This window comes from Phreatobacter sp., from assembly GCF_052440005.1.
Taxonomy (GTDB): Bacteria; Pseudomonadota; Alphaproteobacteria; order Rhizobiales; family Phreatobacteraceae; genus Phreatobacter.
The window spans coordinates 1-12,277 of sequence record NZ_JBQVQL010000038.1 but is presented as its reverse complement, the minus strand read 5'-3'; the positions used below and the strand labels follow the sequence as shown (position 1 = coordinate 12,277).

Sequence of the window (12,277 nt, the reverse complement as noted above, 5' to 3'; positions counted from 1 at the left end):
CCCATGTTCACCGGCATCATCACCGATGTGGGCGAGATCGTCGCCGTCGAGGAGAAGGGCACGGCGCGGACCCTCGCCATCGCCTGCTCCTATCCCGCCGATAGCCTGCCGCTCGGCGCCTCCGTCTGCCACATGGGCATCTGCCTGACGGTGACTTCGCTCGCCGAGCAGGACGCCCGCACCGTCTTCACCATCGACGCCTCCGGCGAGACCCTGGCCCGCACAACGCTCGGGACCTGGGCGACGGGCATGAAGGTGAACCTCGAGCGCTCGCTGCGGATCGGCGACGAGCTCGGCGGCCACATCGTCACCGGCCATGTCGACGGCGTCGCGGAGATCGTCTCGCGCGAGGACCGCGACGGCACCGCCTGGTTCGTCTTCCGCGCGCCCCGCGAACTGGCGAAGTTCATCGCCGAAAAGGGCTCGGTCGCCCTCGACGGAACCTCGCTCACCGTCAACGGCGTAACCGGCGATACCTTCACGGTCACCATGATCCCGCACACCCTTCAGGTCACCACCTGGGGCGCGGCCGGGGCCGGCGACCGGGTCAACCTCGAGGTCGACATGATGGCCCGTTACGCGGCGCGCCTTGCGGAGGCGAAGGCGGGGGGCTACTAGAGCGCTCCCATTCCGAAGGACCTGCCATGGCCGCCCCGCGTTCCGCGCCCGAGCACGTGATCCCGACCCATGCCCGCGTGCTGGTGGTCGAGGCGCGCTTCTATGACGATCTCGCCGACGCCCTGCTGGAGGGCGCGAAGGCCGCCATCGCCGAGGTCGGCGCCACCTGCGAGGTGCACACCGTACCGGGCGCCCTCGAGATTCCCGCCGCCATCGCCATCCTGATGGACGCGGCGGCGGCGCGCGGCCAGCCTTTCGACGGTGCGGTCGCCCTCGGCGCCGTCATCCGCGGCGAGACCACCCACTACGAGATCGTTTCCGAGGAAAGCTCCCGCGCCCTCATGGACCTGTCTGTGGCGCGCAAGATGCCGCTCGGCAACGGCATCCTGACGGTGGAGAACGACGCCCAGGCCTGGGCTCGCGCCCGCCGCAGCGACCTCGACAAGGGCGGCGGGGCGGCGAAGGCCTGCCTCGCCATGATCCGCCTGAAGCGCGCGGCGGAGCAGGCGTGATGGCCGAGACCAGCCCGAAACAGGCCAACAAGCGCGGCACCGCACGGCTCGCCGCCGTCCAGGCGCTCTACCAGATGGATGTCGCGGGCTCCGACATCAATGACGTCATCGGCTCCTTCCAGACCTTCTGGATGGGCCGCGAGGTGGAGGGTGAGACCTATCTGCCCGCCGACCACCAGTTCTTCCGCGACATCATCCAGGGCGTGATGCGCGAGCAGCAGCGCATCGACGTGGCCGTGGACCGCATCCTCGCCGACGAATGGCCGCTGCGCCGCATCGAGGCGGTGCTGCGCGCCGTGCTGCGCGCCGGCGCCTACGAGCTCTTCGAGAGGCCTGACGTGCCCGCCAAGGTGATCATCACCGAATATGTCGACGTGGCTGATGCCTTCGTCGACCGCGAGGAGGTCGGCATGGCCAACGCCGTGCTCGACAAGATCGCCAAGCGCGTGCGCGCCGCCGAGATGGGCGAGGCTCCGAAGGGCTGAGGACCGCGGGCCTCCCTTTCCCCCGGGCTTTCCGCCATCATCGCCGCATGACACGTCCGTCCGAAGACGATCTGATCGCCCGCTTCTTCGCACCGCTCGCCACCACCGCGGGCGCCGACGGACTGACCGACGACGCGGCCGTGGTCCCGGAAGGCGAGGGCGACCTCGTCGTGACCATGGACATGGCGATCGCCGGCGTCCACTTTTTCCCCGACGACCCGCCGGGCCTAATTGCCGCCAAGGCGCTCAGGGTCAACCTCTCCGATCTCGCCGCCAAGGGCGCGGTTCCGACCGGCTTCCTCCTCGGCCTCGGCCTGCCGCCGGACTGGACGACTGATTTCCTCGGCGCTTTCGCGGAGGGCCTCGCGACCGATATCGGCGGCTATGGCTGCCCGCTGCTCGGCGGCGACACGGTCAAGGTGCCGGGTCCCCTGACCCTTTCCGTGACCGCTTTCGGCCGCGCCGCCCGGACCGTCCGCCGCCGAGGCGCCCGCCCGGGGGACGTCCTATGCGTCACCGGCACGATCGGCGATGGGGCGCTGGGCCTCGTCGCCCGGCGGGCCGAGCGCGAGCCCGCGGCGTCGCCCGACTGGCTGCGCCTGCTCGCGCCGGACGAGCGCGCCCATCTGGTCGACCGCTATCTCAGCCCCCGGCCGCGAGTCGCCCTCGCCGCGGCCGTGGCCCGCCATGCCTCCGCCGCCATGGATGTGTCGGACGGGCTCGTCGGCGACCTCGCCAAGATGATGACGGCATCCGGCACCGGGGCGCGGCTCGATGCGGCGGCGGTGCCGCTCTCGTCCGCCGCTGCGCGTGCGCTGGCGATCGATCCGGCGTTGCGGGAGCGCGTCCTCACCGGCGGCGACGACTACGAGGTCCTGCTCGCCTGCCCGCCGGAGCGGCTCGACGAGTTGCGCGAGGATGCGGCGGCGGCCGATGTCCCTCTGGTGGTGATGGGCAAGGTTACGGAAGGCACCGATGTGACCTGGATGGCGGACGGGCGGGTGCTCTCCTTCGCCTCCAGCCGGTTCGAGCATTTCTGAGAGGGCCACTCTCTTCGCGGGAGTCTGGCGCCGCCCACGCCACCGCGTCATGCCCGGCCTTGTGCCGGGCATCCACGACTTGTTTTCGACGCGCGGTATTCAAGTCGTGGATGGCCGGGACAGGCCCGGCCATGACGGAAAGCGTTGTGCCTCCCAGCCGCCTCCTTGGCATCCACCGCACACGAAAAAGGCCCCGGAAACCGGGGCCTTTTCCATTTCCAGCGCAGCAGCGCTCACTCTTCCCAGGCCATGACCACGTGGCCGGGCGACACCTCACGGTACTGCCGGACGGGCGGCACGTAGTCGGGCGCGCGCACCGGGCTCTTGATCTCGTCGTTCGACACGCCGCGCTTCTGCAGGCGGCGGGCCGGATCCGGGATCGGCACGGCCGACATCAGCTTCTTCGTATAGGGGTGCTGGGCATTGCCGAAGACCGCGGCGCGCGGGCCGATCTCGACGATCTCGCCGAGATACATGACCGCCACGCGGTGACACATGCGCTCCACGACCGCGATGTCATGGGAGATGAAGAGGTAGGCGAGGCCCATGCTCGCCTGCAGGTCGAGCATCAGGTTGACCACCTGCGCCTTCACCGACACGTCGAGGGCCGAGACCGCCTCGTCGGCGACGATCAGCTTCGGGCCGAGGGCGAGGGCGCGGGCGATGCAGATGCGCTGGCGCTGGCCGCCCGAGAACTCGTGCGGATAGCGCGAGGCCATGTCGGGCGACAGGCCGACGCGGGTGAGCAGGTCGGCCACCCGGTCGCGCGCCTCGGCGCCCGTGGCGAGGCCGTGGGCATAGAAGGGCTCGGCGATGGCGGAGCCGATCGACATGCGCGGGTTGAGGCTGGCGAAGGGGTCCTGGAAGATGATCTGCATGCGCTTGCGCATGTCGCGCAGCTTGCCGCCGTCCATGGCGAGCACGTCCTCGCCGTCCACCAGCACCGAACCGGCATTGGGCTCGATCAGGCGCAGGATGGAGCGGCCGGTGGTGGACTTGCCGCAGCCCGACTCGCCGACGAGAGCCAGCGTCTCGCCGGAATGGAGCGAGAAGGACACGTTCTCCACCGCGTGGACGCGGCCGGAAACCTTGCCGAACAGGCCGGAATGAATGTCGAAGCGCGTGGTGAGGCCGGAGACCTCAAGCACCGGCCGCTCGGCGGCCTTCACCGTGTCCGGCGTCTCCACCGGCACGTCGCTCTCGCCCGTCGCCTTGTCGACGATGGGGAAGCGCATCGGCCGGCTGATGCCGGTCATCGAGCCGAGCTGCGGCACGGCGGAGAGCAGCGCCTTGGTATAGGGATGGGCGGGGGCGGCGAAGATCTGCCCTGTCTCGCCGGCCTCCACGGCCTTGCCCTGGTACATGACGACCGTGCGGTCGGCGATCTCGGCGACGACGCCCATGTCGTGGGTGATGAAGAGGACGGACATGTCCTCCTCCTCCTGCAGCACCTTGATGAGCTCGAGGATCTGCGCCTGGATCGTCACGTCGAGGGCCGTCGTCGGCTCGTCGGCGATGAGGAGCTTCGGCCGGCAGGCCAGCGCCATGGCGATCATGACGCGCTGGCGCATGCCGCCCGAGAAGCGGTGCGGATATTCGTGGAAGCGCGACTTGGCGGCGGGGATGCGCACCTTCTCGAGGAGGCGCACCGTCTCGGCCTCGGCCTCCTGGCGCGACATGCCGCGGTGGTAGATCAGGGCCTCGGCGATCTGGAACCCGATGGTCAGCACCGGATTGAGCGAGGTCATCGGCTCCTGGAAGATCATCGCGACTTCGTTGCCGCGCACGTGGTGCATCGCCTTCTCGGGCAGCGTGGTGAGCTCGCGGCCCGCCAGCTTGATGCTGCCCTCGACCCGGCCGCTCTGCGGCGGGATGAGGCGCATGATCGACAGCGCCGTCACAGACTTGCCGGAACCGGATTCGCCGACGATGGCCACCGTCTCGCGGGGGCCGACGTCGAAGGAGACGCCGCGCACCACCGCGTTCCATTCACCCTCGCGCAGGAACGAGGTGACGAGGTTGGACACCGACAGGACGGGGCCGGCATTCGGGACGGGGGCCAGGGAATCGGCGGCAGACTGGGGCAGTGCGCTCACGTCGAATGTCACTCGCTTGAAAAGGTTTCTGTGCGGGGCCGGGGCCTCCGCCGGGCTCGCATCCTCATGCAACATCCATTCCATTGCAACCCGCCGCGGGCATGGCGCCGATGCTGTGGACGACGCGCGGTCGCGCGCCGCGCCGGGTGCCGGAGAGCGCCCATCGGCGGAGCAGGCCACGGCGTCCGAATGGGCAAAGGAGGGCCTTCGGGCCCCTTTTGTGCTTTGGGGTCCTCGTCTAGAGGAACGGGGATCCGAAGGAGAGTTCCGGTGCCGGCACGACCGCTCGTCATGTATCCCGATCCGCGCCTGAAGCTGCGCGCGGCACCCGTGGAGCAATTCGACGCAGCCCTTGAATCGCTGGCGCAGGACCTGATGGACACGGTGGTCGCGGCCCCCGCCATCGGTCTCAGCGCCTGTCACATCGGCGTGCCGCAGCGGCTGGTGGCGATCCGTCTCGCCGACGACGCGCTGATGCGGCTCTACGTCAACCCTCAGATCCTCTGGACCTCGCCCGAGCTCAAGCGCGAGCAGGAGGGATCGGTCTCCATGCCCGGCATCGCCGAGGAGTTGGAGCGACCCGCCCGCATCGGTCTCGTCTGGAACACGCTGTCCGGAGCTGAGGAACGGGCCGAGGCCGAGGGCTTCCTCGCCGTCGTTCTCCAGCACGAGATCGACCAGCTCGACGGCATCTTCTGGCTCGACCGCCTGTCGCGGCTGAAGCGCGAAAGGGCGATCCGCCGCTACGAGAAGCTGCGGAGCGGGCGCTAGCCAGCCGGCAGCGCGCCGCCGGTGCCGCCGACACGCCGCCAGTGGGCGCCCAGTCCCACGGTGAGCAGGGCGAGGCCCGCCGCCTGGCTGTAGGCGTGCGGCACAAGCAGCAGGCAGCCCGCGGCGAGGCAGATGACCCTTTCGGTCGCCGTGGCGCGGGCGAGGCCGTAGCCGGCGAAGGCCATGCAGAACCCGACCAGGGCGATGCAGGCGGCAAGCGTCACCCACAGCACAGACATCCATGCGCCGAAGGTCGACGGCATGCCGTAGACGACGGCTCCCGCGGCATTGGTGCCGGTCGGCACCAGCATCAGCAGCTGGGCGCCGTCGGGCGTCAGGCAGAACATGAAGGGCACGATGAAGGCCGGCAGCGTGTATTTCCACGCCTGCATCGTGGTGCGGAACGGCTCGCCGCCGGTTATCGCCGAGGCGGCGAAGGGGGCGAGGGCAGTGGGCGGCGACACGTCCGCCAGCACGGCATAGTAGAACATGAACATATGCGCGGCCGCCGGCGGCACTCCGACCTTCACCAGGGCCGGAACCAGCATGACCGCCGCGATGATGTAGCTCGCCGTCACGGGCACGGAGAGCCCGAGCACCCACATGGCGAGGGCCGCCATGAGGAGGATGAGGAACACGTTCGAGCCGCCGGCCGAGATGATGATGCCGGAAATGGTGAGGCCGAGGCCGGTCAGGTTCACCACCGAGACGATGATGCCCGCGCAGGCGCAGACCGCCACGATGCCGAGCGTCGAGCGCGTTCCGTCGAGGAGGGCGTCGATCATGCCGGTGCCACCGGCGGGAACCGGCCTGCCGGCGCGGGTCGCGGCAAAGCTCTGCAGGCCCGAGGCGGCCACCGCCGCGGCGATGCCCCAGAACGTCGCGACCGAGGCCCGGTCGTTGAAGAGTTCCTGCAGCCCCATGCGCTGCGCGGCGCCGCTGACGCCAAAGAGATAGGCGCCGACCATGGCGACGCAGCCGATGCCGAAGGCCTCACGCGTCACCAGCCGGCTGTCCTCGCGCACCATGGAGAGGACGAAGGCGACGACGATCGACCAGTAGACCGCCATGAAGCTGGTGAAGCCCATCACCAGGAACACCGCGATCGCGCCCAGCGAGATGAAGTGGTAGCCGCCGCGCTTGGTCAGTTCCCACACCGAGGCTTCCGACGTGCGCACCGGCACGACGCCGAGCCGGCGGGAGTCCGCCTCCGTCATCAGCCAGCAGGAGACGTAGTAGAGGACCGTCGGAATGGTCGCGTAGATCAGGATCTGCAGGTAGTCGACGTCGAGGAACTCGGCGATGATGAAGGCCGCCGCGCCGAGCGTCGGCGGCGAAAGGGTCGCGCCGATGCCGGCCGCCGAGAGCATGCCGCCGGCCACTTGCGGGTCGTAGCCCGAACGCTTCAGCATGGGCCAGGCGAGGGTCGAGACAGTCACCGTTGTGGCAACGCCCGAGCCCGACACGGTGCCCAGCAGGAACCCGGAGGCGACCACCGCGCGCCCGGGGGCCGAGGGGGAGGGGTTCTTGCCGAAGAGGGCGAAGGCCCATTCGATGAAGAACCGCCCGGCGCCACCGCGGTCGAGAACCGCGCCGTAGATGGTGAAGAGGATGATGAAGGTCGCCGCCACGTCGAGGGGTGTCGTGAAGATGCCCTCGAGCGTGAGGAAGTTCTGGCCGACGATGCGGTTGAGCGTGAAGCCGCGGTGCTCGAACACGTCGGGGATCAGCCAGCCCGTGCCGGCATAGCAGTAGATGAGGAAGGCGGCGGCGATCGCCGGCAGGACCCAGCCGACCGTCCGCCGGGTCGCCTCCAGCACCAGCAGCATCAGCGCGAGGCCCATGACCAGCTCCTCGGGCGAGGGCCGCATGGCGCGGGTCTTGTACTCGTCGATGTTGGTGGAGAGGTACCAGGCCGTGTAGAGCGCCAGCACCGCGAAGAACCAGTCGGCCGGCTGCAGCCGCGCCAGGAACCGGTTGGAGACCAGCAGCGGATAGGCGGCGAAGCACAGGATCAGCGCCCAGCCGAGGCCGTATCCGAAGCTCGAGCGCCCGAACACCGTGAACATCGGGTTGGGGTGGTGCAGAACATAGGCGACCATGGCGATGGCGATGAGCGCCACCACCAGCTCCTCGACGCTCGGACGGCGCGTCTGCGTGATACCGTCCGACCCGGGGCGCGCCAGCGGGTAGAGGATGAAGATGAGCGCGAGGCACAGGCTGAGGAAGCTCGCCCGGTAGACCGTCGTGGTGATGGAGAACTGCGTCCAGTAGAGCGCCATGGCGGCGACGAGGAAGGAAACCCCCGCCGTCAGCCAGCCGAGCCATCCGCCGACCCGCCGGGCCGGTCCGCCCTCGGAATCCGACGACAGCTTCTCGATCTCCTCGTCCGTGAGGATGCGCTCGCCCGCCGTCGACGCCGGTGTCGTTCCACCTGCCGCCATCTGTCTGTTCCCCTGCCGGCGCCCGCCGGATCGGACGGAGCTCTCGCCGGCCGCCCTGCGCAGTGATGCGGAAAAGCCGGAACGGTCGCGCCGCTCCGGCTTCCCTTCGACCGTCTTCGCGCCGCGATTACATCGAGACGCCGCGCGCCTTGTAGAAGGCCTCGGCGGCCGGGTGGAACGGCGCCGCCAGTTTCGACGCTGCGCTCTGCAGGGACAGCTTGCGGGCCTCGGGGTGGATGGCCTGCATGTCGGTCAGGTTGTTGAACATGCCCTCGAGGATGAGGGTGACGAGATCGTTCGGCGCCTTGGCGTCGACCAGCATGACGTTGGCGACACCGATGCCCTGCACCGCCTGCGTCTGGCCGGCATAGGAATTGGGCGGCATGACCGACAGGCGGTAGAGGCCGGGGAACTTCTTGTCCATTTCGACCAGCTCCTTCGACGTGTCGAGCAGCTTGAACGGCGTGCGGCCGTTCTGGGCGAGGTCGCGGATGGCAGCTGTCGGCACGCCGCCGCCCCAGAAGAAGCCGGCGATCTTGCCGTCGGCGAGGGCGTTGGCGCTCTCGGCGACGCCGAGATTGTCGCGGATGATGTCGGTCTTCGGGTTGAGGCCGGCGGCCTCCAGCGTGCGGTCCGCCCACCCTTCCGTCGACGAGCCCGCCGAGCCGACGCCGATGCGCTTGCCCTTCATGTCGGCGACCGAGTTGAGCGCCGTCGTCGCCACCGTATGCAGGACATTGTCGTAGAGCACCGCGATGAGGCGCACGTCGCGCTTGCCGCCGCGGGCATAGGCCCCGACGCCGTTGAGCGCGTCGATCACCGAATCCAGGGTCGAGAAGCCGATGTCGGCGTCTCCCGCCGAGAGCAGGTTGATGTTGTCCACCGACCCGCCGGTGACCTGCGAGGTCACCTGGACGTTCGGGACCTTCTCGGTGAGCACCCGGGCGAGGCCACCGCCATAGACGAAATAGACGCCGCCGGTGCCGCCGGTGGCGACGGTCAGGCGGCGGCGGGCCTGGGAGAGGGCAGGGGCCGCGAGGCCGAGAAGAGAGGCGCTGGCGACGAGCGCCGCGCGGCGGTTGATCAGCAGGGTCATCGACGTTTCCTCGTGAACGGGCGGGCCGGTTCGTCCGGCCTTCAGCGAAAGTTCGCGAGGAAAAGAGCATGACGGGGCAGGGAAGTGAAGCCCCGTCGAGGGGGCCGGCGCAGCGGCCGGCCCCCGGAACCGACGGTGGACGGCCCGTCAGGCCGCCTTGATGGTGGAGAAGAAGTCGGTCACGCCGGCGCGGATCTTCGTCGTCTGGTCCGCCACCGCGTTCGCCGCGGTGAGGACGAAGGTGGAGGTGGTCCCCGTCTCGCTGGCCGCCTGGCTGACGCCGGCGATGTTGCTCGACACCTCCTGGGTGCCGCGGGCGGCCTCCTGGATATTGCGGGCGATCTCCTCGATGGCCGACTGTTGCTCGCCGACCGAGGCCGAGATGGCGCCGGCAATGTTGCTGATCGTCTCGATCGTCGTGCCGATCTGGGTGATCGAGCTCACCGACTGGTTCGTCGCGGCCTGGATGGCGGCGATCTGCACCCCGATCTCGTCGGTCGCCTTGGCGGTCTGGCTGGCGAGGCTCTTCACCTCGGAGGCCACCACAGCGAAGCCCTTGCCGGCTTCGCCGGCGCGCGCCGCCTCGATCGTCGCGTTGAGCGCGAGGAGGTTGGTCTGGCCGGCGATGTTGGCGATGAGATTGACCACGTCGCCGATCTTTTGGGCCGCTTCCGCAAGGCCGTCCATGACCGTCTTCGACTGGCGTGCCTGGTTGACCGCCTGGTTGGCGATTTCCGTGGAATGGCCGACCTGGCGGCCGATCTCGGCCACCGCGCTCGACAGTTCCTCGGAGGCGGCTGCCACCGTCTGCACGTTGGAGGCCGACTGCTCGGAGGCCGCGGCCACCGCCGTCGACTGCCGGGTGGTCTCCTCGGCATTGGCGGCGAGCCCGTTGGCGGTAGTGCTCAGCTGCTCGGCGGAATGTTCCATAGACTTCAGCGACGTCGTCATCTCGACGTTGAAGGACTCGATGGCGCGGCTCATCCGGTCCTGCCTCTCCTGCCGCTCGGCCAGCATGGCCTCCTGGTAGACGGAGATGGCGAGATCCATGTCGATCATCACGGCCGCGTTGACGGCCTTCAGCACCTTGGCGAGCTTGGCCGGCTTCCACTTGTAGGCCGCCACCGCATGGGCGGAGAGCTCGCTCAGCACCATGTTGTAGCCGCCGATGTACCAGCGCGGCTCGAGGCCGATCTTGTTGTGGATATGGCCGATGGTGCGCACGCCGCGCATGTAGTTCGCGTCGAAGGCGCCATCGAAAAGGCGGGCCCAGTGGGTGCCCTGCGCGGTCTTCAGGCGCGGGATGTCCTTGCCCAGCATGGCCGCGAGCTTCGGTTCGCTGGTGACATGGCGATAGAAGGCTTCGAGGATGTCGGGAAGTTTTGGCTCGACGATCTTCCAGAACTCGCGGAGAAGCGCCGACGTCTCCGGTGTGATACGCATGAAGTGCATGCGAGACGAGCGTTCGGTGGCCTCGTCCGAGGCCCCGTGAGGAATTGTTTTCATTGTGGCGTTCCCAGAGGACGTCTGCAGGGCAGAACGGTTTTACCGTCGCTGGGGGAAAACGGCGGTCTGCACTTGCCGGCGGATCTGTCGGTGAGACGATCCGTCACAGGCGACGGTGCGCCGGTTCCGTAAAAATTGTCTGAATTTACGCCGCAAAAAAGCGAAATAGGGCGCTACCTTCGTCGAAGATTGCGCGAGGTCAAACCGGGGTATTCGAGCGAAAGCAACAATGCATCATTGACTCCGCGCGTCATGGCGGAATCCTGCCGGATGTCGGCAGGTAGGCGGCGCCGCGCGGCATGAACGCGTCGCGCGGGCGCCGCCCCGGGACTTTCGTCAGGCAGGACCGCCCACCTTGTCCTGCGTCTTCGTCTCGAAGTCGCTGGCCTCGTGCCGCTCGTGCAGCTGGCTCGCCGGATCGCCCGTCACCCGGTTGACCATGCGGCCCCGCTGCACCGCCGGGCGGGCGAAGATCTGTTCCGACCAGCGGACGACGTTGGTGTAGCTCTCGACCTCAAGGAACTCGCCGGCATTGTACAGGAGACCCTTGGCGAGCTGCCCGTACCAGGGCCAGATCGCCATGTCGGCGATGGTGTAGTCGGGGCCGGCGACGAAGGCGCTCTCGGCGAGGCGGCGGTCGAGCACGTCCATCTGCCGCTTCACCTCCATGGCGTAGCGGTCGATGGCATATTCGATCTTGGTCGGGGCATAGGCGTAGAAATGGCCGAAGCCGCCGCCGAGGAAGGGCGCCGAGCCCATCTGCCAGAACAGCCAGGAGAGCGTTTCCGCCCGCGCGGCCGGGTCCTCGGGAAGGAAGGCGCCGAACTTCTCCGCGAGATGCACCAGGATGGCGCCCGACTCGAAGATCCGGATGGGCGTTGGTCCGCTGCGGTCGAGGAGGGCGGGGATCTTGGAATTGGGATTGACCGACACGAAGCCGGAGGAGAACTGCTCGCCCTCCGAGATGCGGATCAGCCAGGCGTCATAGTCTGCACCGGCATGGCCGAGGGCGAGCAGCTCCTCCAGCATCACCGTCACCTTCACGCCGTTGGGGGTGCCGAGCGAATAGAGCTGCATGGGGTGGCGGCCCACCGGAAGCGCCTTGTCGTGGGTCGGTCCGGCGATGGGCCGGTTGATGTTGGCGAAGCGGCCGCCGCTCGCCTTGTTCCAGGTCCAGACCTTCGGGGGCGTGTAGTCGGACGAAGCGGTCATGTCGGGTATCCCGTGCAGAGGGTGGTGAAGGCCCGGCGGTGCGGGCAGGGCACGAGCCTATACGAGAAGGGGGCTGCTCCCCTATCCCCCCGGCGACTCGGCAGGGCTGTGCTGGATCCGCCGGCGAGGGCGGGGGGCACCGGCCGTCATTGTTCTGTCGCGGAAGCCAGCAAGGATCAGGCTTTGCGGGTGATGCCCCAAAAAAATTAAAAAGGGCTGTTGACACCCCCGAGCGGGCTGGCCTATAAGCCGCCTCCTCGACGCGGCGCCGCGCTTTGACCGGCCCGGTTCTGCGTCTCTGAAGCTTCTCAGTCACCTTCTGGTGCATGGCGCTTCCGGCCTCCGGGTTGGAAGGTGGGTTTCAGTCGCCCTTTGGGTGGGAGCCTCCGGGTTCCGGTTCTTTGACAACTGAATATGGGAAAGAGAAACGTAGGCGGCGGAGTTCTTGCGGACCGGTCTGGTAACAGGTCGGTCAAGACGAGACTTCGGCAGTGCTA

Annotated in this window: 10 protein-coding genes; 5 read left to right on the top strand and 5 right to left on the bottom strand. The window is 68.5% G+C overall.

What is annotated here, in order from left to right:
- Window positions 1-3: 3 nt before the first annotated feature.
- The 4 genes from ACT6XY_RS11195 to thiL are packed head-to-tail and all read left to right on the top strand — an operon-like array spanning window position 4 to window position 2,655.
- Complete coding sequence (locus ACT6XY_RS11195) at window positions 4-618, top strand: riboflavin synthase (protein ID WP_444748419.1); 615 nt, start codon at window positions 4-6, stop codon at window positions 616-618.
- Window positions 619-644: 26 nt separating this feature from the next.
- A complete protein-coding gene (gene ribH / locus ACT6XY_RS11190; RefSeq protein WP_444748418.1) occupies window positions 645-1,130 on the top strand; it encodes a 6,7-dimethyl-8-ribityllumazine synthase in 486 nt (161 codons plus the stop codon).
- The gene (gene nusB / locus ACT6XY_RS11185; protein ID WP_444748417.1) at window positions 1,130-1,615 is read left to right on the top strand and encodes a transcription antitermination factor NusB; all 486 of its coding nucleotides are present in this window, start codon (window positions 1,130-1,132) and stop codon (window positions 1,613-1,615) included. The genes ribH and nusB overlap by 1 nt, the downstream gene beginning before the upstream one ends.
- 47 nt (window positions 1,616-1,662) lie before the next feature.
- Window positions 1,663-2,655, top strand: a complete 993-nt coding sequence (gene thiL, locus ACT6XY_RS11180) for a thiamine-phosphate kinase (protein ID WP_444748416.1) — start codon at window positions 1,663-1,665, stop codon at window positions 2,653-2,655.
- Between the two features lie 233 nt (window positions 2,656-2,888).
- On the opposite strand, the gene ACT6XY_RS11175 is transcribed toward thiL, so the two are convergent.
- Window positions 2,889-4,751 carry an ABC transporter ATP-binding protein gene (locus ACT6XY_RS11175; protein ID WP_444748415.1) on the bottom strand — a complete coding sequence of 621 codons (1,863 nt, stop codon included), beginning with the start codon at window positions 4,749-4,751 and terminating at the stop codon, window positions 2,889-2,891.
- A gap of 270 nt (window positions 4,752-5,021) precedes the next feature.
- Between ACT6XY_RS11175 and ACT6XY_RS11170 the strand changes: the two genes are divergently transcribed.
- Complete coding sequence (locus ACT6XY_RS11170; RefSeq protein WP_444748414.1) at window positions 5,022-5,522, top strand: peptide deformylase; 501 nt, start codon at window positions 5,022-5,024, stop codon at window positions 5,520-5,522.
- Here the strand turns inward: ACT6XY_RS11170 and ACT6XY_RS11165 are convergent.
- From ACT6XY_RS11165 to yghU, 4 genes are all read right to left on the bottom strand, one after another.
- The gene (locus ACT6XY_RS11165) at window positions 5,519-7,966 is read right to left on the bottom strand and encodes a TRAP transporter permease (protein ID WP_444748413.1); all 2,448 of its coding nucleotides are present in this window, start codon (window positions 7,964-7,966) and stop codon (window positions 5,519-5,521) included. The genes ACT6XY_RS11170 and ACT6XY_RS11165 overlap by 4 nt on opposite strands.
- Window positions 7,967-8,093: 127 nt before the next feature.
- Window positions 8,094-9,062 carry a TAXI family TRAP transporter solute-binding subunit gene (locus tag ACT6XY_RS11160; protein WP_444748412.1) on the bottom strand — a complete coding sequence of 323 codons (969 nt, stop codon included), beginning with the start codon at window positions 9,060-9,062 and terminating at the stop codon, window positions 8,094-8,096.
- A gap of 147 nt (window positions 9,063-9,209) precedes the next feature.
- On the bottom strand, window positions 9,210-10,514 hold the full coding sequence (locus ACT6XY_RS11155) for a methyl-accepting chemotaxis protein (protein WP_444748446.1): 1,305 nt from the start codon (window positions 10,512-10,514) through the stop codon (window positions 9,210-9,212).
- Window positions 10,515-10,904: 390 nt separating this feature from the next.
- On the bottom strand, window positions 10,905-11,780 hold the full coding sequence (gene yghU / locus ACT6XY_RS11150; protein WP_444748411.1) for a glutathione-dependent disulfide-bond oxidoreductase: 876 nt from the start codon (window positions 11,778-11,780) through the stop codon (window positions 10,905-10,907).
- Window positions 11,781-12,277: the final 497 nt, after the last annotated feature.

Bases quoted from the DNA above. Each gene is read 5' to 3' on its own strand.
- thiL (WP_444748416.1), top strand. From the start codon at position 1,663: ATGACACGTCCGTCCGAAGACGATCTGATCGCCCGCTTCTTCGCACCG.
- ribH (WP_444748418.1), top strand. From the start codon at position 645: ATGGCCGCCCCGCGTTCCGCGCCCGAGCACGTGATCCCGACCCATGCC.
- ACT6XY_RS11155 (WP_444748446.1), bottom strand. From the start codon at position 10,514: ATGCACTTCATGCGTATCACACCGGAGACGTCGGCGCTTCTCCGCGAG.
- yghU (WP_444748411.1), bottom strand. From the start codon at position 11,780: ATGACCGCTTCGTCCGACTACACGCCCCCGAAGGTCTGGACCTGGAAC.
- ACT6XY_RS11195 (WP_444748419.1), top strand. From the start codon at position 4: ATGTTCACCGGCATCATCACCGATGTGGGCGAGATCGTCGCCGTCGAG.
- ACT6XY_RS11160 (WP_444748412.1), bottom strand. From the start codon at position 9,062: ATGACCCTGCTGATCAACCGCCGCGCGGCGCTCGTCGCCAGCGCCTCT.
- ACT6XY_RS11165 (WP_444748413.1), bottom strand. From the start codon at position 7,966: ATGGCGGCAGGTGGAACGACACCGGCGTCGACGGCGGGCGAGCGCATC.
- nusB (WP_444748417.1), top strand. From the start codon at position 1,130: ATGGCCGAGACCAGCCCGAAACAGGCCAACAAGCGCGGCACCGCACGG.